This is a genomic window from Clostridium sp. 'White wine YQ' (assembly GCF_028728205.1).
Lineage (GTDB): Bacteria > Bacillota > Clostridia > Clostridiales > Clostridiaceae > Clostridium_T.
Genome location: NZ_JAQYUU010000003.1, coordinates 164,368 through 183,929 on the forward strand (window position 1 = coordinate 164,368; position 19,562 = coordinate 183,929).

The following is a 19,562-nucleotide window of genomic DNA, read 5'->3' on the forward strand; positions in this document are numbered from 1 at the left end:
AATGTAAAAATGATAGAAATCACTCTTTGATTTCTATCACTTTTTTGAATCTTATTTGCTTATATATGAAATAATTACTCCTAAAAGTAAAATTAATCCGAAATATTCTATTGCAAAAACGACTCGTTCATAAGGTTCTAAGTCATAATATAAATTATTACTATTCTTCCTTCTATTAACCAATTGAATTATGCCTAATAATAAAATCAATAGCATAATAGGATTGAAACTTATGAATATAGCAATTATCGCTATAGGAATTCCTAAAAACCACAAAAATGGTGATATTGCAGATGCAACCCTTCCTCCATCCAATGGATATATAGGTATAAGATTAAACAAGTTAATAAAGCAACCTGCATAGCTTAACGCTAATAAAAAATCATCTCTAATAACTAAATAAAGCCCTAGGCATATAAAAGCTATTAAGCTTCCAAAAAGAGGTCCTGCAATAGCTATTTTTGCTTCTTCTTCAACATTTTTAGGTTGCTCTTTTAATCTTATAAAAGCTCCTACGAATGGAATGAAAAGCGGAAGAGACACATCAACACCTAATCTTTTTGCCATTATAAAATGTCCCATTTCATGAAAAAATAATAACAAAACAAAACCTATTCCAAATGCAATACCATAAACTCTTCCATAAATAATAAACATGAAAAGCATTGATAATAGGGTTGCTGTAAAATTTCCAAGCTTAAAAACTAACATTAATATTTTAAACTTTGAAAGAATTAATAGTAACAAGCCTTTTGCTTTAACTAATATAGCTAATATTATACCTACAATCCCTAACTTTCCTTTATTACTTTTTGATTTGTTTATTAAATCTTTACTTTTATCCCCTGTATCTTTCAACAAATCAGTTTTATGATATTTATTTATCTCTATAGCATCATTGCTGTTTTCCGTTGTTTCTATTGGTCTTTCATTTAATTTATACATAACTCCCCCTTAAGTGAGACTTCTGGAAAATATATGTTAATTATAATATACCTAATAAAAATAATAAAGTTCAGTTATATTTGCTTAATTTAAACAAATGAATTAATTGCTGCAACAACTGCTACTGATGCCGCAATTATTACAATAATGTTTGCCCTTAAATATGTGAGAATAACCGCAGTTACTCCTCCTGCAAGTCCAACTATTGGATACTTCCCTACAGATAAAATTCCCGGGAAAATCATTACTCCCAAAGCCGCATAGGGTACTGCACTAAGAAACTTATTAACTCTTTTAGAAAATTTAAAATTGCTAGTTATAAATAATGGAGTAATTCTTGAAAGCTGACTTATCGCTCCCATAATAAGTATTACTAATAAATATCTCATACCTCTTCATCTCCTATTAACCATATTCCTAATGATGCACCTAATATTATTGAAATAATAATTGCCCATCCTTTATTAATATACTGACTCATCAACCAATTTAAAGTCATGCTTGTTATTGTTATAAAGCCAATCTTTGATTTCTTTGATAAGGCTGGAATAAGAAGTGATATAAATAGTGCATAGAGTCCAATTTCCATACTTTTGCTTAGCCAAGTAGGGATTATTGATGCCGATATACACCCTATTAAAGTCCCTAAAAACCATGAGCTATAAGCTGTAAACATAAGTGCTGCCATATATTCTTGAGACTTATCTTTTTTCATAGATATGACTGCAAAGCTCTCATCTGTAATACCTAATGATAAGCCAAGTCTCCAAGGAAATGTTAACTTTTTATATCTATTATGAAAGGTTAACTCCATTACAATATGTCTTAATGTTAACATACCAGTCGCTATTATTATCTCCATTGCTCCTACCCCTGAAGCAAACATTGATACTGCCATGAATTGTCCTGCCCCTGTATACATCCAAGCACTCATAGCTAAGATGTCATAGGTAGGTAATGCTGCTTGCTTTGCTAATGCCCCAAAAGTTATTGCTATAGGAATATACCCCAATGCTATTGGTACCCCCGCTTTTATTCCTTGATTAAAATGATCCCATTTTTTGTTTTGCCCCATTTTTTCTCCTTTCAAGTTTTTGCTTACTGCTTAATTATGTTTATAAAGATTATACTACTTATGTTATTTCTTCCTCAAACAAAAATAAGAGCATTTAAGCTCTTATTTTTATGATTTCTTCTTCAAATATATATACACCGGAATCCCTATTAAAGTTATAACTATTCCAAAAATTGCATTCTTTGTATCAGTGAATAATGTATTTATTAATATATATATTCCCCCTACTATTCCTATAATCGGAATTATTGGGTAAAGAGGTACTTTATATGGTCTTTCTAAATCTTTATGTTTAGTTCTTAAGATAAATATTCCTGCTACTGCCATTACAAAGAATATCCAAACCACAAACACTGCTAAATTAGTTAATGTATTAAAAGATCCGCTTAATACATAAAGTATGGCAAGTACTACCTCTAAAATAAAGGTGTTTAATGGTGTTTCAAACTTATCATGAACCTTACCTATTGTTTTAGAAAAAGGTAATAGATTGTCCTTTGCCATAGCAAAAGGAATTCTAACACCTGTTAATAAATATCCATTTAGGGCACCAAATATCGAAATCATTATACCTATTGCTATAAGTGCAGCTCCCGAATTTCCAAACAAGACTACTGCTGCATCAGAAGCAACTTTATCAGATGCCATAATTTTTGATAAAGGTAGTATATTTAATATCGCAATATTAATAGTAATATACACAACTATTGTAACAAGTAATCCTAAGATAATTGATCTAGGTAAATCTCTCTTAGGATTTTTAAGCTCTCCAGCCATGTTTCCTACTCCAACCCATCCGTCATAAGCCCAAAGTGTTCCTAACATAGCAGCTCCAAAACCTGTAGCTGCAACTGTACCTGAACTTGCTGCAGGGGCTCCAAAACTATGAGCTCCTCCATTAATCAATCCAAAAATTATAATTACTAATATAGGTATAAGCTTGGCTATTGTAGAAACTGCTTGCACTTTACTTCCTAATTTTGTTGATAAGATATTTACAAAGAAGATAAATAATATGATGACTATTGCTAATATTTTTTGCTCAGTTCCTGTCATTGGGATAAAATACGTTGCTTGAGTTACAAAAACTATTGATAATGCTGCCACTATACTAGGCGTGTATACAAGAGTTTGCACCCATCCATATAAAAAAGCCCATTTCTCTCCATATAATTCTTTTAGGTAAACAAATACACCACCTGTCTTAGGAATAGCTGCTGCAATTTCTGCTATTGTAAGTGCGGATGCTATTGTAATAATCCCCCCTACTACCCATGCTAATATTCCTAGAAAAGGAGTTTTAGCATGGCTAAACACTATTGAGGCTTTAAAAAAAATACCTGATCCTATAACTACACCTATTACCATTGTTATAGCTTCAAATAACCCAATTTGCTTTTTCAGGTTTTTTTCAACATTGTTTTCAGTTTGCATAAACTTAAGCTCTCCTTTGCTGTAAAGAATTTATTCTGATATTTTTCGCCTATATACTTGCATAATAAGTTTATTGTATTAGCCGGGTTATTATCTGTCAACTGGAATTATGCTTATATAGTGCAAATAGCAGGAACTATTTGTTCCTGCTATTTATCAAACATTTTTCTTACTATATTTAATCCCTCTAAAATCTCTTCTTTAGAAAAATTATATTTAATGAGTTTTTCCTCATCCCATTTGCTAATCTCATCATAAAAGGATAGTGCTGTTTCTATGTTCCTAGAAGATCTACGTGACTCTAAAGCTTCAAATATAATATTTTCAGCCTCATTAATATTCCCTTCACTTACGTATTTATTAACCATTATTTCAAGAAGTTGATCTTCTCCAATTATAATATCATTACTATTTTCATCAATACTACTTTCTATAGCATCTCTCCCTTTAACTATAGCCTTTATTACCTGCATAGCTGCTTTTATCATTTTCATGATATAGTCATTTTCATACATCTATAAATCCACTCCTTGTTGAGCCATATATCTTTTAATATTTTCTATACCTTATTGTACATTAACTAAATTAGTATGTAAAATTTTGTATTATGTAATACAAAAAGATGATCTTATATTAAATATAAAAATCATCTTTATCAGTACAAATACTTAATCTTGTATTTTTCTTATACTAAAACCAAACTACTAATACGTTTGAGCCTTCTTCTCCGTCAATTGAATCTCCAGTAATATTCATACCTTCTATTTTCTCTACAATCTCTGGTGATGTAATTACTACTTTCCCATCAATTATATCTATATCTTCTAATGCTATCTTTATTTCTTTTTTGTTTTCATTACTCATTTTTATTTCCCCCTTCTAAAACCAAACTACTAATACGTTTGAGCCTTCTTCTCCGTCAATTGAATCTCCAGTAATATTCATACCTTCTATTTTCTCTACGATCTCTGGTGATGTAATTACTACTTTCCCATCAATTATATCTATATCTTCTAATGCTATCTTTATTTCTTTTTTGTTTTCATTACTCATTTTTATTTCCCCCTTCTAAAACCAAACTACTAATACGTTTGAGCCTTCTTCTCCGTCAATTGAATCTCCAGTAATATTCATACCTTCTATTTTCTCTACGATCTCTGGTGATGTAATTACTACTTTCCCATCAATTATATCTATATCTTCTAATGCTATCTTTATTTCTTTTTTGTTTTCATTACTCATTTTTATTTCCCCCTTCTAAAACCAAACTACTAATACGTTTGAGCCTTCTTCTCCGTCAATTGAATCTCCAGTAATATTCATACCTTCTATTTTCTCTACGATCTCTGGTGATGTAATTACTACTTTCCCATCAATTATATCTATATCTTCTAATGCTATCTTTATTTCTTTTTTGTTTTCATTACTCATTTTTATTTCCCCCTTCTAAAACCAAACTACTAATACGTTTGAGCCTTCTTCTCCGTCAATTGAATCTCCAGTAATATTCATACCTTCTATTTTCTCTACGATCTCTGGTGATGTAATTACCACCTTTCCGTCAACTACTTCTATGTCCTCCAATGATATTTTTATTTCTTTTTTATTCTCATTACTCATTCCCATTCTCCCCTTTTCATATTTAATTTCAATAATAATTTATACCTCTTAAGTAAATTCAAATCTTTTAATCATTTGCCCTCTATTAAGAGTACTTATTCTCATCACCTCCTAACACCTATAATCAATGGCTATTTGATACAGCTTCATATTATTTCAAGCTCCGAAAAGCTAAAAATACTTAGTTAGAAAATAACATGCACTTAATCTCATTTTTCAATATTATATAATTGCTTTTTCTATTTTTGATCTATTGAGTAAGGCCCTAATAGAGTAATAAATCCATACATTTCGTCCTCATCCAGTTCTTCCATAGCAGCAAATTTATTGCATAGAATCTCTAATTCTGATTTAAATTCAACTATTTTTTCAGGAGCCACCTTTATAAACATTGCTCTTACATCATTTGGTTTGCTTTCATTATTAGATATATTATCAATAATCCTTGTGGCTAAATTAGAGAAATTCATTGCAGTAACCTTAGCTCTATTTTTATTGATATTAGTATCATTTCCTTGATTGTGCACTCGTATATTGTTGGTAGTTAATTCATATACCTTTTCCAATCTACCCTCTACTATTCTATTTTCCTTAAGCTTTACTACTTCTTTTTTTATCATTCTATTTATTGCAAGTTGAATAATATGAGGTGAAATTTTTAAATCGTAAGATAGATCTCTAATTGTACTTGGTCTAGTAGATAATGCTAATATAATTTCAGTATTTTTTATAGTATTATCACATTCTCCTGTTACATCATCGCACTCAGTTATTAAGTCAAAATTATATATTGTTTGAACCTCTCCCATAACTATTCCTCCTTACTATATTTTTAATATCTCAACAACCTTATCTGAGTTGAATCTTCCAATTGCTGCCATTCCAATGTTATCATTAATAAATATATCATTCATAGCATCATTAATCATAAAATCAGTACATTTATTAATTTTTCTTATCTCATTTTCTAATGAAAAAACTTTATTATTTATCGCATTATTTGCTAAAAATCTTATATGTTTAGTTAAGTCATTCATACTAATTATTGCTCTTGTTTTAAGTATATTTTTTGCTTTACTAATTTCACTTTCAGTAAATCCTTCTGTCTTAGCTTTTCTGATTTCATTTAATATTAATTCCATTACTTGTTCGACGTTTGAGTTACCGCATATCCCTGCAAATGCTAAATTTCCTCTTTTGCTATATATAGATGTAAATGAATTAAGACTATATGCTAAACCTCTTTTTATTCTTACTTCATTCACTATTCTTGACTCTAAACCTGAATAGCCTAATATAGTTGAAATTATATCAACAGTTGAATTTGTTTCACTATGAGTATCATTCAACCTAAAACCTATAGAGAAGGCTGTATTTATACCTTTGTTATCGCTATTTATATAAATACTTGATTCAGAGTTTATTAGCTCACTATATTTTCTAGTTTCTATATCTTCCCAACACCCAAACTTTTTCTCAATTAGATCTAATACATCATCGTAATCTATATCACCAATAATAACTAGCGTTGAGTTTTCAGGAGTATAACTTTCATGAATTACTTCTTTAACCCTATCTAACGTGATATCATTTATGCACTTAGATGATCCCACTATTATTCTTCCTACATCTAAATTCCCCCATAAAGCTTGGCTTGTCCTCTCTGTTATTTGATTAAATGATGAATAAAAATTGCTAGCCTCATTTAATACTATCTTTTTTTCCAGTTCAAACTTTTCACTACTAATATCTGAGTTATATAACACAATGTTCGCTAGTGCATCTAGACAAGTTGGTAACATGGTATTTATCCCGGTAAAATAGTAGTGTGTATGTTCCTTTGTTGTTGTTGCGTTATACTCAACTCCATTAAAGGTTATCTCATTCATAATTTCTCTATATTTATCATTATTAGTATTTGATGATGATACCACTAAATGTTCTATTAAATGTGATATTCCATTTGTCTCATCATCTTCATACTTGCTGCCTTGCTTAATCCATATTCCGCATGACATTATATTTGTCTTGGGAATCTTATGCATAACTACATTTAGACCATTACTTAAACAAAATGACAATACCTCGTACAAGACACCTACTCCTTTAACTAATTTTTTTTATATTTATTTTATTTCCATCTATCCTTGTGAACAACACATGTATTTGATTTAAACTAATAGTTTCAAGACTATTTGTATTTTTTTTATAATCGTATACATCATACTCATAGCTCTTTTCAACTTTTGGTTTTTTACTAAAATACATAAATTCTATAATATCTCTTTCAAATGCAAATACCTGTACCAATCTATCTTTGTATTCCGAATAGTCTATATCATTTATTAAATTTTCAACGCATTCTATTTCACTATTAGGATCTATCCTTAGATGATTCTTATCTCTGCTTAGCATTTCAAACTTCTCCATGTTAGCTATTTTTAAATTTCTAAATACCTTATAGTGACTACCAAATATACTATATAGCATCCTATATGTTGTACTCATATACTTCATTAGTGTTTTAGATATAGAGTATACATATATATCTAAATATTCACTTTCAGTCCTAGTTTGAGTACTAAAATCAAAATATTGAGAGAATATTGCTGTATTATTTAAAATACTTTTTTCAATATTAGTATTGATATATTTAGTAAATGAACTATCTGATAATTTATTTGTAAATATTAATCTTTCTTTTAACTGATTATAGTATTCAGTTCCTGGTAGGACTGTAAATAAGTGAAGCTGTGTATCTTCTACTTGCATCATCCTTAAATCAAAAATCAACTTAAGAGTCAACTCTATATCCTCCAGAGTTTCCTCTGGAAACCCATACATAAAAGAAGCTCTTACTATTATGTTATATTTTTTTAGCAGTCTAACTACCTCATATACTTTATCTATTTTCAGGTTTTTATTGATTACTTTTTGTATTTTTTCAGAACCACTTTCTATCCCCAAGAAAATACTTCTGCATCCTGCTTTTTTCATTTTAGCTATACTTTCTTCATCTAACGTATCTACTCTTGAGCTGCAGGTCCATTGGAATTTTAACCCTAAGTCAATGACCTTATCACAAAATTCAATTAGCATTTTCTTGTTAGCAGTAAATAAATCATGTTGAAATATAAAATTATCTATACCGAATATCTTCTTATGATATATCATTTCGTCTATAATTCTATTTGTACTTTTTAATCTAAATCTTCTCTTCCAAAACATTTTAGTAGAGCAGTATTTGCAGCTAAACGGACAACCTCTACCTACATCTAATGAAATAGCTTTGTCTATTTCTCCTTCAAGAAAGCTATAATCGATTAATGGTAGTTCATCAAGATTTTCAATTAAATCCATTTTATTTACAACAACTTTACCATCTATCCCTACATATGCTATTCCATTTTCATTACTAAATTGTTTATTACTAAATAGCGTCTTTACTATATTCGTTATTGTCTTTTCACCTTCTCCTAAGCCTATTACATCAATCCAATTGTAAGTTTGCAATGTTTCTACTGCAGTCATGGTTGCTTGTGGACCACCTAACATAACCTTAATATTACAATCAAAATTTTTGAGTTCCTTTGCTATCTCCAAAGTTAAGTAATAAGAACTACACATAGTGTAAAACCCAACTATATCAGGATTAGTCTCAATAATATACTTTAACATTTCGGTAGTATCCTTTTTAAAATCACCACTATTTCTAACTTTTCCTATCGTAATTAGATAATCAAAATCTATTATTTGTACGTTGTATCCGTCTCTTTTTAATATTGTAGCAAGACTAAATAATCCATTTGAAAAATTATTTTTTTTAACCATTTCATTATAAGAATTGATTAATGTAATATTTTTCATATCTTTCCCCTCTTATATTTCATTTAATTTTGTTATTTGACCATTTAAGTATTGTAGGCTGAAAATAACAATTGTTAAACCCCCGAATAGTATGAATATCTCCCCTACCCCAATATAGTTCGAAATCATTCCCACAACACACGATGTTATTGGTATTGCTGATAGTACTATTGCATTAAAAATAGCCGACACCCTAGTTAAATACTCTTTCTGAACCTTCTTATACATTGCAATTTGAATAGGGAAATTAATAAATATTATCCCTAAGCCCATTAAAAATGTTTCGATGCTTAATACTATTTCTATAATGTTTGAATTTAACATTTTATTGAGAACTAATAGACAGTAATTTACTCCTAAAATTACACCACCAGATATAAATATCATTCTTCCACCTAGCTTAGATTTTACTTTGGGAACAAATATAACGCCAATTGTCATCGCTAATATTAGTGGTACATTCATAAATGACATTGCTTCCGGACCCTTTAATAACACTCTTTCTACAAATGGAGCTTGAAGTGCATTATATGGTACAATTAATGCATTTATAAGTGCCCCAAAAACACATATATTTAATACAAGTTTATCCTTTAAGAGATATGAAAATCCTTCTTTCAAATCTCTTTTATATGAACCTCCGGTTAATTTTTCCCGAGCAATTTTTTCTGAGATATTCAGACTAAACATAAGTATTCCACATAGTACGAATGTAATTGCATCGATAATAATTGCTGCTTCTACGTTTAAAGTAGCTATAATTATAGGAGCCACCGCTAATCCTATTAACTCTGCAGCTTTACTACTTGATGCATTTAAAGCTACCCCTTGCTCTAAATTGTCATTTTTCAAAATTAATGGAATAATTGTGGTTGCTGCAGGCCCTCTACATGCTTCAAAGGTTGAATTTAAAAATGTTATTACATACAAGTGCCAAACTTCAATTCTTTGAGTTATAAAGAGAAATGCAATTAGAATTGTACACACCGCACGACCTAAGTCACAGATTGCAACTATGAATTTCTTCGAATAATAGTTTGATATAACCCCTGATGCTACTCCAAAAATAATATTAGGCAATCCATTAAATGCAAATAGCGTTGCTACTAGTACAGTTGATCCAGTAAACTTGTAGACTATCCATGCAAATGCTATTGTATCTATACCGTCACCAAATCTAGATATTGCAGTTCCTAGCATTTGCTTTAAGTAATTTTTATCCTTTATCAGTTCTATATTTATCAAATTCTTTTTATTGTTTTTTATAACTTTTCCCTCTTCCAAAGTTGCTCCTCCTTGCGTATTTTTAGATTTATATTTTCACTTATCTAAAATGTGAAAATTGAATCTCAGAGCTTATTTTTTTATTTGGTACAATTAACGAGGAAATGGATCTATAGACAATCCTTGTGCATTATTAGCTTCCTTAAGTTCATAACTACTGAATGTACTAAATACATTCAATGATGAAATAATTATTAATCCAATAATTAAAAATCTAGTTCTCAATACTTTTTTCATACTCATTTCTCCCTACTAAATCATCTATATTTTTGGTAAAGTTTTTTTCTTTACCTTATTATAACAACCTGTAAAAAAATAGTAAAGATATTTTCTTTACTATTTTAAATAAACCATTTTTCATTTTTACTTATTAATCTAATCTTTACCCTTCTTTTCTATCAAGTTTATTAAATATCGACATTTTTTTATGTAAATAATATTTGTTTACCGCATGTTTCTCTATAATAAAAAACGAGGTGATTAATCACCTCGTTTTTAAACTTAAAACAAATTCAGTTATTTGGTTTATCGTATCAAAATCTTTTATTGAATTATAGTATTTTATAAATTTCAATGTTAATATACATTCCACATTCAATAAATCTAAAGACATAACTTCTAAAAATTGATTTTTTAATTCATCAATTTCCTCAGCTATTTCCATATTAATATAAACTTCTAATAGTTCCTCAAAAGAATTTAATAATATCTGATCATTTTTAGATACCCTACTATATTTTATGCCTTTATCAAGATATTTTATAGCTATATTGTCATCTCCAGCCCTTCTCGCCGCTATTCCAATATCATAATATATATACTCTGAATAAGGTCTATGGGATAACTCCTCATATCTTTTCATCAACCCTAATGATTTATTCAAATACATTTTTATATTTTTTCTATCATTAATATTTATATAGGTTTCTAGCAAATTACATAACGTAACCATTTGAAACTCCAAAGCATTTAAATCTAATAGATCTAGTAATTGTTTATATTTTTTTATAGCTTCATTAAATTTATTAAGCTCTCTAAGGCAATTACCATGTATAGTCATGCACTCAAATTTCCGCTTAACACTTTTGTTTATTTCATCCGAAAAGTTCTTTTCTAACACGGAGAGCTCACTTAACACCTTTTCACGGTTGTTCATATTTTTATAGCTCAACAAGTTGTTAAACATAATATTATAAGCTAATTCTTTTGATATACTATCTTTATTAGCAATTGCTAAATTATTGTTGTAAATACTTTCATCATATCTTTTTAATCTTATACAACAATTACTTAATGTTAAAAGCAACCTACAATATTCTTCTTTCGAAAGCAAGCTATAGCTATTTTCATATGCTTTTATATAGTAAGTATATGCTGCTTCATAATCATTACTTTCATAATATTTATCTCCTAACAGCTTATATAAAGAATATTTTTTGAACTTGTCATTAAACCGTATTAGCAAGTCCTCCATTTTTAAGATATGTTGTTCATAATTTTCTTTTATGAAATCACTTTCCTCGTTTGTAATCTTTAAAATAAACTCCTGAAAAACAAGTTCCAATTGTTTTTCTACTGTATCCTCGAAAAAATCCGGCAACACATTAAAATCAATTTTTTTATTCTTACAAATATGATTAATATTTTCCGAAAGTATTTTTGCTGTTGGTTCCGTTATACTCGCCTTATCATTTTCCATCATACTAATCAGATTACGCGTAATCTGATTGCCAGCCAATTCATGCTGCTTTATCCCGAGTTTTTCTCTTAACTCTTTTAACTTCATTCCCGGTGTTACTATTTCAAGATTCATTATCTAAGCACCTCTTTATATTGGTAAATTAAAACCCCTTAAGTAAAAGATTATCATTTACCTTTGTTATATTCAATATAATTTTTCATAAATTATTATAAAAGCCAGTAATGTATGTTCACATTACTGGCTTCTAGAATTTTATTTTTCCTTATTAAACAATGCCATTAAGTCTCCAAATGGATTATTAACTACTTCCTCTGCTTCTTTTTTCATTTTCTTCATATAATTTTGAACATCTCTTTTACTATTCTTATGTTCTTTATTATCAAATCTCTTATTAAATACAGATGCTTTTTCTCTAAAGTTACAAGTAGCACTTGCACATACATATATTTGTCCTTCACCCTGTCCCCTAAGTTCTAATCTCTTATGACATTCTGGGCATCTAGCATTAGTAAATTTACTTACATTTTCTCTATGTCCACACTCTCTGTCTTGGCAAACATTCATAACTCCATGCTTACCTTTAACTTCAAGCATGTACTTGCCACACTCAGGACACTTCTTTCCAGTAAGATTGTCATGTCTAAATTTATCACTGCTGCCTTTTACATCTTGAACTAATTCAGCTGCATACTTTCTCATTCTATCTATAAAATCATTAGGATTTTTCTTACCTTTACTTATTAGCTCTAACTCCATTTCCCATTCTGCAGTTAATAATGGAGATTTTAGTTCTGCAGGAACTAGTTCTATAAGCTGCTTACCTTTTGATGTTGGTATTATCTCCTTACCATTCTTCTCTATATAGAACATATTATATAACTTTTCTATAATATCAGCTCTAGTTGCAACAGTACCTATTCCACCAGTTTCACCCAAGGTTTTAGCATGTGCCTTATCTATAGCTACATACTTTTGTGGCTTCTCCATTGCTGATAGTAATGTACCTTCATTAAATCTTGCTGGAGGTTTAGTTTGTTGTTTTTTACTTTCTACTGATAGAATATTTATTTTGTCACCCTTCTTTAAGCTAGGTAATTCTTGGCTATCTCTCTCATCTTCATCCTCTGATAAATCATCAGCTCTATCATATACTTTTTTCCAACCTTTAGATTTTATAACATTTCCTTTTGCGACAAAAGTTTCTCCATTTATATCAGAAACTATTGTTGTTTGAATATACTCATAAGGTGGAAGCATTACAGCTAAGAATCTTTTTACTACTAGCTCATAAATATGTCTTTCTTCACTACTTAAAAGACCTATATTAACTTTTTCCTCTGTTGGAATTATTGCATGGTGATCACTAACCTTGCTATCATCAACAAAGCCTTTATGTGCATTTATCTTTCCTTTTAATATCTCTGTTGCTAATGCTCTATAATTTCCTATGGATATAGCCTTTAATCTATCCGGAAGCGTTGCTACTATATCGCTAGAAATATATCTTGAATCAGTTCTTGGATAAGTTAATATCTTATAGTTTTCATATAATCTTTGCATTATTGATAGAGTTTGCTTTGCTGAATATCCATATATTCTATTTCCATCCCTTTGAAGCTCTGTTAAATCATAAAGAGCTGGTGCGAATTGTTTCTTGGCACTTTCAGTAACATCTACGACATTAGCTTCTTTACCTTTTGTTGCTGCAAGGATTTTATTTACTCTATCTAAATCGAAGATATTGCTGTTATTATTTTTGTCCCTATAGCTTAATGCAAATCCCTTAGCCTTTGCATTAATTACATAATAATCCTTTGGTTTAAAATTCTTTATTTCTTCTTCACGATTTACTATCATTGCAAGGGTTGCTGATTGAACCCTTCCTGCTGTAAGCTGCGCATTATGTTTACAAGTAAGTGCTCTAGTTACATTTAACCCTACAACCCAGTCAGCCTCCGATCTACACTGTGCTGCCTTATATAAATTATCATATTGAGATGATGGTTTAAGATTTCTAAAACCATCTAATATAGCTTTATCTGTCTGAGATGAAATCCAAAGTCTCTTAGTTGGTTTATTTACCCTTGCCTTTTCAATAATCCATCTAGCAACTAGTTCTCCTTCTCTTCCTGCATCTGTAGCTATAACAATCTCACTTACATCTTTTCTATTTAACTGTTCTTTTACAGCATTAAATTGCTTTCCACTTTGCTTTATAACTACAAGTTTTAAATGTTTTGGAAGCATTGGTAAATCCTCTAACTTCCAAGCCTTATATTTATCATCATAAGCTTCTGGATCTGCTAATGTTACCAAATGCCCTAATGCCCAGGTTACTATATATTTATCTCCTTCTATAAATCCATTGCCTTTTCTACTACATTTTAAAACTCTGGCAAGTTCTCTTCCCACAGAAGGTTTTTCTGCTAAAACTAATATTTTACTCATATATTATTTCCTTTCACTTATCGTCTCTTTAAATAAGAGATTTTTAAAAACTCATTTTATTATACACTAAATAAATAAAAGAAATCTTCTTATATTGCTATAAATATAAGAAGAGTCTTAAAAATACTATATAATTAAATATTACTTAAATTCTAATATACAACCTTAATTTAATACTATATACTACTGCACTGGAATTTCCATTTTTGATATTGTATATCCTATATTCATTGTTCCTCCTGCCTTATCAAAAAATACTCCTACATGCTCTGAGAAAAAACCATTTGTTCTGTACTTTCCCCCTAGGGGACCTTGCTCTTCGGCTTTTATTGTGTCATTCACCCATTTATCTAAGTCATTCTTCTTAAAGTCATACTTTCCATCATACATTGCTAATATCATATCTTTTAGCATCTGATATTCTTCTAATTTAAATACTCTATCTATAGGAACTGTCACCAATATTTCAAGTTCCAATCCACCCTTTTTAGTCTCTGGACTTGTTCCCATATTGAAATTAATATTTTCATATTTATTCTGTGCGCCATCATTTATTTCTATTTTATTAGTCATAACCATATCAATTTCTCCAAAAGATGCATCTCTTTTATCTGGATGAAACTCGGCACTTGTATCCATGTTACTTGATACATTATATTTTGCAAATACCTGTTTAAATTTATCAATATGATCTCTTCCAAATTTATATAAATCTTCTTTAGTTTTTATTATTTCTGAAATATTTTGTCTGTCTAATTGTTTCTGTGATGTCCTTTGTCCTTGTCCATCAGCTGCATTCTCTACTTTTGCCGATGTGTCCTCTGTCTTTGTTTTATCATCACCTTTACTCTTATTTGAGCATCCTGCAATCCCTAGCATTAATATTCCCGCTATTATACCAGCCATTATTCTTTTACTCATTTTTACCCCTCTACCTTTATAGAATCTCTATACTCATTTTACCTTCAGCGCCCATAACTGTCAAAAATTATATTATTTCTAATATATTGTTATATACTTCTTGTTTTCTTAAGGATTATTCCTATAATTTACACAAAAATGGAGTATTGAATATATATTCAATACTCCATTTTTAGTCTTCATATTAAATGACTAACCAAACAGTTTCAATAATTCTTCTTCTTTTAATCCTTTTAATATTTCTCCAGAATCTAATCCATTTTCTAAAACCATGTTAATTAGTTCTTTCTTACTTTCTTGTAATTTTATAATCTTTTCTTCTACAGATCCTTTTGCTATAAGCTTTATTACTTCTACTACATTTTTTTGTCCAAATCTATGAGCTCTATCTGTAGCTTGATCTTCTACAGCAGGATTCCACCATGGATCGAAATGTATAACCACATCTGCTCCAGTTAGGTTAAGACCAGTTCCCCCTGCCTTTAGAGATATTAAAAAAACTTTAGTTTCATCCACGTTAAATGAATTAACCATTTTAATTCTATCCTGAGCCTTTGTAGCTCCATCCAAATAAAAATGTTCTATTTCATTTAATTTCATCAATTCACTTATCCTCTTTAGCATGGTTGTAAATTGTGAAAAAACTAGAACCTTATGTCCTTCCTCTATACTTTGATTAAGGATTTCTAAAAACGCCCCCAGCTTTCCGCTTTGCTCATTGTAGTTATCCACAACTAATGCAGGATCTAGGGATAACTGCCTTAATTTTGTAAGATAGGCCAACACTTTAATATTAACTCCTGATTTGCTAAGTTCTTCTCTAATTCTTTCCTTAGCATAATCTGCATAAGCTTTATATATTTTTTCTTGTTTTCTTTCCATATCTATTAAAATATTTTTTTCTATTTTATCAGGTAATTCTTGTATTACATCCCTTTTTAACCTTCTTAAAATAAATGGCTTTATAAATAAAGATAGGTTATTTATGCCCTCTTCCTGCTTTTCAAATATTCTCTTAAATTTCTTTTCGCCATATAAATATCCAGGCATTAAGAAATCAAATATTGACCATAACTCAACCAAAGAATTCTCTAATGGTGTACCAGTTAATGCAAACCGTCTTTTTGCATTTAAGCTTTTAACTGTTTCTGCATTTTGTGATGAGGAATTTTTAATATTCTGTGCCTCATCAATTATTAAATAATCTAGAGAAACTTTTTTATATAATTCTTCATCTCTTTTTAATACTCCATATGAAGTTATTAAAACATCTAATTTATCTAAGTTATTGATTGTTTTATTTCTTTGAGTTTGAGTTCCTGCCATAACTTCCACCTTTAAGGATGGTGCAAATTTATTAAATTCTTCTAACCAGTTATAAACTAAAGAAGTTGGTGCTACAATAAGTGTCTTTTTACCTTTATTAGACAATATAAAAGTAATCGCCTGAAGTGTCTTTCCAAGCCCCATCTCATCTCCTAATATACCACCAAAGCCTAGATAGTCTAAGGATTTCATCCAACTATACCCCATTTTTTGATACTCCCTTAATTCTCCTCTTAACTCTTTAGGAACATCAACTTTAAAGTTTTCTAATGAGTGAATTCTTTTCTTCATTTCATCTATGCATTCTAAGCCATTTATAAATGTCGCTCTCTCTTCATTAGCTAAGGACTCAATTACCAATGCCTTGTTTTTAGGTATATTTATTTCATTTTCTATTTCCTCTCCTGAAGTTACACTCTCAATAAACCTATGAAGCTTTTTTAACTCTTCGTTATCCAAATCAATAAAAGCTCCTCCTTTTATCTTATGATATTTTTTATTCCTATTTATTGAGTATATGATTTCTCTCGCATCCTCTGGAGAAAGCTCATCTATGTCATATTGAAAAGTAAAATAATCTCTTTCTTCTCTCATCAACGCATTTATCTTAATTTCTTTTACTACTTTTTCTTTTTTAACTCTATCTGAATAATATATATTTCCTAATGTTATAAGCTTCTGAACTCCATCTCTTAAAAAATAGAACTCCGCTGCTTCCCCACCTTTAAGCACAAATTTCCTTGCACCTATAGCAAAATTAAGCTTCTCTATTACCTCTAAAATTTCTTTTTCTTTATCTAATTCCCTTGTTATAAATTTATCACCAAAATCCTCTGGCTCATCTAATGGATTTATCATTTCTTCACCATATCTGAAGAGTACTTCTAAGGTTATATCTTTTTCTCTATCTAAATAAAAATCCACCTTAAGAGGCTCATTTATAAAACTCTCTCTCATATTTCTGTCTAAACTTATATCTGAAGTTACGCGTTCTATTATGGGAAGTAAATTACCTAATACTTGATTTTTAAACTTACTATTAATAACTTTCTCTTTCCCTAATTTCTCATATATACTTCCATACACTTCTACTTGTTCTTCTGATGGCAAATAAACCTTGGATCCATTTAAAAATACATCCTTTGTTTTATTTAATGAGATATATCCTTCTTCTTGTGTAAGAAATATATGATTTCCTTCTTCTCTTATACTATAGCTAATAGGTAAGTTTTCTTTTACAATTTTCACTTCTCCTATATCTTCAAATCCTATCTTAAGAAATATCTTATGATTTCCCATAATGGATAGGGTTTCCCTAAGCTTATCTATAGGTAGAGTCATCGCCTTACCTTTTATTATACTTTTATTATATAAAGAGAAGCTTCCTCTTAAAAAATCCTCCATAGCCATTTGAGTAATTAAATATTTTATAAGATTCTTATCTTCCTTACTAAAAGTATGCTTATTTCCCTGGAAAACAAATTCTTTACCAAATTCTACTGTTCCTTTATTTCTAAATGCCTCTAGAAATTCTCTTAGCCCTTTTACAACATACAACTTATTATTGCCTATTTTAAAATGTATGTTAAAGTACCATCCTTCAATTTCTACATATGTTTCAAGAGTTATTTTTTGCTTATATAGACCTTGCCTCTGCATCTTAAAGAAATCCATCAGCATCTTTTCTTCGTCTTCTACTCTTTTTGAACTATTGATTTCTGAAGTCCTTATGTTTTCTTGATCTTGATTTAATAGATATAGCAGCAAGGCATTTATATGTTTGCATCTATAATTTACTCTTCTTACTGAATTCTTTTCATAATCTGCACAACTACAATAAGTTTGCTCAAGTTCAGCATTTTTTTCACTTATTATCACCGAACTATAATAAGTATTAATAAGATCTTGGGATAACACATCGCCTTTTATTATGTAAAGTCCTTCATTTTGTTTGTACTCTCCGCTTAATATACAACCTTGATTATAAACATTTTTAGCTTTTGAAATATCTATATCTGAACATCTATCTAACACTTCATAAAGTGCACTTTTTATATTCATTATTACAACTCCTAAAGTAATTTCTAACAAGTGTTTTAACTATAAAACATATTATAATTATAGCCCATTTTTATAGAAGAATAAAATAAAGTACGCTAAAACCTATAAATGTCCTAACGCACCTTATTTTGTGAAATATTAATCTTAAACTATATCCAATTTATTCTCTAGTACTTTAGATATTTTAAAGAATACTAATACACCTAAGAGGCATTGTATTAAAATTATTGGAATATTTATTGTAACATAGAACATTTTATTTATAAGAAACATCATTGTTCCAGCTGGCCAAAAATTATGTGGATATATATAATTAATAAATAAGAATATTAACACTCCTACTAAACTTCCTATTACACCGAGTCCAGATGCTATAACATAATTACTAATTCTACTTCTTACAAATGTTGTAACAAACAAGATAATGAGATAAATTGCTACCGTATTTAAAAACAACAAAAAGATATTAAAAGTATCTACTACTCTTACATAAACAATCATTGTATCAACTTGTGAAGATAAAAACATGGTTATTACTCCCATAATACCAAAAAAAGCTTGAATTAGTATAAATCCAGTTATATGCGAAAGAAAAAATTTCTTTCCTGATATATTAGTTAAAAACATCAGCTTTCCTCTTGAACTAGTTAATTGCATTTGTAGTATTACTACACCAGCTATTAAATTAATATATAATAATAACTTTGTAAAATCACTAATTGGATTAAAAGCATATTCAAATCCTACTCTAAGTGGGTTAAACACTGGAATTACTCCATGATAAAACATTCCAATCAAACTTACTACTATAAATAAAAAGATCTCAAGTATATAAAATAACTTCAATTCTTTATATCCAAATTTCAATATATTTCTCAT

At 29.3% G+C, this 19,562-nt stretch carries 20 protein-coding genes; all 20 read right to left on the minus strand.

All coding sequences use genetic code 11. The features are described from left to right. Positions 1 to 51: 51 nt before the first annotated feature. The 20 genes from PTZ02_RS13000 to PTZ02_RS13095 all read right to left on the minus strand — a co-directional run bounded on the left by PTZ02_RS13000 (position 52) and on the right by PTZ02_RS13095 (position 19,562). On the minus strand, positions 52 to 945 hold the full coding sequence (locus PTZ02_RS13000; protein ID WP_274228233.1) for a site-2 protease family protein: 894 nt from the start codon (positions 943 to 945) through the stop codon (positions 52 to 54). A gap of 89 nt (positions 946 to 1,034) precedes the next feature. Next, entirely contained in the window at positions 1,035 to 1,334 is a 300-nt protein-coding gene (locus PTZ02_RS13005; protein WP_274228234.1) for an AzlD domain-containing protein, read from the minus strand. Next, positions 1,331 to 2,020 carry an AzlC family ABC transporter permease gene (locus PTZ02_RS13010; RefSeq protein WP_274228235.1) on the minus strand — a complete coding sequence of 230 codons (690 nt, stop codon included), beginning with the start codon at positions 2,018 to 2,020 and terminating at the stop codon, positions 1,331 to 1,333. The genes PTZ02_RS13005 and PTZ02_RS13010 overlap by 4 nt, the downstream gene beginning before the upstream one ends. Positions 2,021 to 2,128: 108 nt before the next feature. Continuing rightward, on the minus strand, positions 2,129 to 3,454 hold the full coding sequence (locus tag PTZ02_RS13015) for an APC family permease (RefSeq protein ID WP_274228236.1): 1,326 nt from the start codon (positions 3,452 to 3,454) through the stop codon (positions 2,129 to 2,131). 149 nt (positions 3,455 to 3,603) lie between these two features. Beyond that, entirely contained in the window at positions 3,604 to 3,969 is a 366-nt protein-coding gene (locus PTZ02_RS13020; protein WP_274228237.1) for a DUF6483 family protein, read from the minus strand. A gap of 175 nt (positions 3,970 to 4,144) precedes the next feature. Next, positions 4,145 to 4,318, minus strand: a complete 174-nt coding sequence (locus tag PTZ02_RS13025) for a hypothetical protein (protein WP_238883570.1) — start codon at positions 4,316 to 4,318, stop codon at positions 4,145 to 4,147. A 15-nt stretch (positions 4,319 to 4,333) separates the two neighbouring features. Next, positions 4,334 to 4,507 carry a hypothetical protein gene (locus tag PTZ02_RS13030; protein WP_238883570.1) on the minus strand — a complete coding sequence of 58 codons (174 nt, stop codon included), beginning with the start codon at positions 4,505 to 4,507 and terminating at the stop codon, positions 4,334 to 4,336. 15 nt (positions 4,508 to 4,522) lie between these two features. Then, positions 4,523 to 4,696 carry a hypothetical protein gene (locus tag PTZ02_RS13035; RefSeq protein WP_238883570.1) on the minus strand — a complete coding sequence of 58 codons (174 nt, stop codon included), beginning with the start codon at positions 4,694 to 4,696 and terminating at the stop codon, positions 4,523 to 4,525. Between the two features lie 15 nt (positions 4,697 to 4,711). Continuing rightward, entirely contained in the window at positions 4,712 to 4,885 is a 174-nt protein-coding gene (locus PTZ02_RS13040; RefSeq protein ID WP_238883570.1) for a hypothetical protein, read from the minus strand. 15 nt (positions 4,886 to 4,900) lie between these two features. Beyond that, the gene (locus tag PTZ02_RS13045) at positions 4,901 to 5,074 is read right to left on the minus strand and encodes a hypothetical protein (protein WP_238883569.1); all 174 of its coding nucleotides are present in this window, start codon (positions 5,072 to 5,074) and stop codon (positions 4,901 to 4,903) included. Positions 5,075 to 5,313: 239 nt separating this feature from the next. After that, a complete protein-coding gene (locus tag PTZ02_RS13050; RefSeq protein WP_274228238.1) occupies positions 5,314 to 5,883 on the minus strand; it encodes a hypothetical protein in 570 nt (189 codons plus the stop codon). 15 nt (positions 5,884 to 5,898) lie between these two features. Continuing rightward, entirely contained in the window at positions 5,899 to 7,167 is a 1,269-nt protein-coding gene (locus PTZ02_RS13055; RefSeq protein ID WP_274228239.1) for a M16 family metallopeptidase, read from the minus strand. 13 nt (positions 7,168 to 7,180) lie between these two features. Next, a complete protein-coding gene (locus PTZ02_RS13060) occupies positions 7,181 to 8,941 on the minus strand; it encodes a B12-binding domain-containing radical SAM protein (protein ID WP_274228240.1) in 1,761 nt (586 codons plus the stop codon). 12 nt (positions 8,942 to 8,953) lie between these two features. Continuing rightward, complete coding sequence (locus PTZ02_RS13065; RefSeq protein ID WP_274228241.1) at positions 8,954 to 10,225, minus strand: MFS transporter; 1,272 nt, start codon at positions 10,223 to 10,225, stop codon at positions 8,954 to 8,956. A 93-nt stretch (positions 10,226 to 10,318) separates the two neighbouring features. Further along, a complete protein-coding gene (locus PTZ02_RS13070; RefSeq protein WP_274228242.1) occupies positions 10,319 to 10,462 on the minus strand; it encodes a hypothetical protein in 144 nt (47 codons plus the stop codon). A 247-nt stretch (positions 10,463 to 10,709) separates the two neighbouring features. After that, positions 10,710 to 12,038 (minus strand): helix-turn-helix domain-containing protein, encoded by a 1,329-nt coding sequence (locus PTZ02_RS13075; protein WP_274228243.1) that lies wholly within the window; start codon positions 12,036 to 12,038, stop codon positions 10,710 to 10,712. 141 nt (positions 12,039 to 12,179) lie between these two features. Further along, positions 12,180 to 14,375: a DNA topoisomerase III gene (locus PTZ02_RS13080; RefSeq protein ID WP_274228244.1), complete on the minus strand. Its 2,196-nt coding sequence runs from the start codon at positions 14,373 to 14,375 to the stop codon at positions 12,180 to 12,182. A gap of 183 nt (positions 14,376 to 14,558) precedes the next feature. Continuing rightward, positions 14,559 to 15,296 carry a hypothetical protein gene (locus PTZ02_RS13085; protein WP_274228245.1) on the minus strand — a complete coding sequence of 246 codons (738 nt, stop codon included), beginning with the start codon at positions 15,294 to 15,296 and terminating at the stop codon, positions 14,559 to 14,561. Between the two features lie 192 nt (positions 15,297 to 15,488). Further along, on the minus strand, positions 15,489 to 18,683 hold the full coding sequence (locus PTZ02_RS13090) for a DEAD/DEAH box helicase (RefSeq protein ID WP_274228246.1): 3,195 nt from the start codon (positions 18,681 to 18,683) through the stop codon (positions 15,489 to 15,491). Between the two features lie 144 nt (positions 18,684 to 18,827). Then, entirely contained in the window at positions 18,828 to 19,562 is a 735-nt protein-coding gene (locus PTZ02_RS13095; protein WP_274228247.1) for a hypothetical protein, read from the minus strand.

What these genes read in the sequence shown, in the direction of transcription:
- PTZ02_RS13045 (WP_238883569.1), bottom strand. Translation starts at nt 5,074, where the DNA reads ATGAGTAATGAGAATAAAAAAGAAATAAAAATATCATTGGAGGACATA.
- PTZ02_RS13075 (WP_274228243.1), bottom strand. Translation starts at nt 12,038, where the DNA reads ATGAATCTTGAAATAGTAACACCGGGAATGAAGTTAAAAGAGTTAAGA.
- PTZ02_RS13060 (WP_274228240.1), bottom strand. Translation starts at nt 8,941, where the DNA reads ATGAAAAATATTACATTAATCAATTCTTATAATGAAATGGTTAAAAAA.
- PTZ02_RS13010 (WP_274228235.1), bottom strand. Translation starts at nt 2,020, where the DNA reads ATGGGGCAAAACAAAAAATGGGATCATTTTAATCAAGGAATAAAAGCG.
- PTZ02_RS13015 (WP_274228236.1), bottom strand. Translation starts at nt 3,454, where the DNA reads ATGCAAACTGAAAACAATGTTGAAAAAAACCTGAAAAAGCAAATTGGG.
- PTZ02_RS13040 (WP_238883570.1), bottom strand. Translation starts at nt 4,885, where the DNA reads ATGAGTAATGAAAACAAAAAAGAAATAAAGATAGCATTAGAAGATATA.
- PTZ02_RS13025 (WP_238883570.1), bottom strand. Translation starts at nt 4,318, where the DNA reads ATGAGTAATGAAAACAAAAAAGAAATAAAGATAGCATTAGAAGATATA.
- PTZ02_RS13020 (WP_274228237.1), bottom strand. Translation starts at nt 3,969, where the DNA reads ATGTATGAAAATGACTATATCATGAAAATGATAAAAGCAGCTATGCAG.
- PTZ02_RS13035 (WP_238883570.1), bottom strand. Translation starts at nt 4,696, where the DNA reads ATGAGTAATGAAAACAAAAAAGAAATAAAGATAGCATTAGAAGATATA.
- PTZ02_RS13000 (WP_274228233.1), bottom strand. Translation starts at nt 945, where the DNA reads ATGTATAAATTAAATGAAAGACCAATAGAAACAACGGAAAACAGCAAT.
- PTZ02_RS13070 (WP_274228242.1), bottom strand. Translation starts at nt 10,462, where the DNA reads ATGAAAAAAGTATTGAGAACTAGATTTTTAATTATTGGATTAATAATT.
- PTZ02_RS13030 (WP_238883570.1), bottom strand. Translation starts at nt 4,507, where the DNA reads ATGAGTAATGAAAACAAAAAAGAAATAAAGATAGCATTAGAAGATATA.
- PTZ02_RS13090 (WP_274228246.1), bottom strand. Translation starts at nt 18,683, where the DNA reads ATGAATATAAAAAGTGCACTTTATGAAGTGTTAGATAGATGTTCAGAT.
- PTZ02_RS13080 (WP_274228244.1), bottom strand. Translation starts at nt 14,375, where the DNA reads ATGAGTAAAATATTAGTTTTAGCAGAAAAACCTTCTGTGGGAAGAGAA.
- PTZ02_RS13050 (WP_274228238.1), bottom strand. Translation starts at nt 5,883, where the DNA reads ATGGGAGAGGTTCAAACAATATATAATTTTGACTTAATAACTGAGTGC.
- PTZ02_RS13085 (WP_274228245.1), bottom strand. Translation starts at nt 15,296, where the DNA reads ATGAGTAAAAGAATAATGGCTGGTATAATAGCGGGAATATTAATGCTA.
- PTZ02_RS13005 (WP_274228234.1), bottom strand. Translation starts at nt 1,334, where the DNA reads ATGAGATATTTATTAGTAATACTTATTATGGGAGCGATAAGTCAGCTT.
- PTZ02_RS13095 (WP_274228247.1), bottom strand. Translation starts at nt 19,562, where the DNA reads ATGAGAAATATATTGAAATTTGGATATAAAGAATTGAAGTTATTTTAT.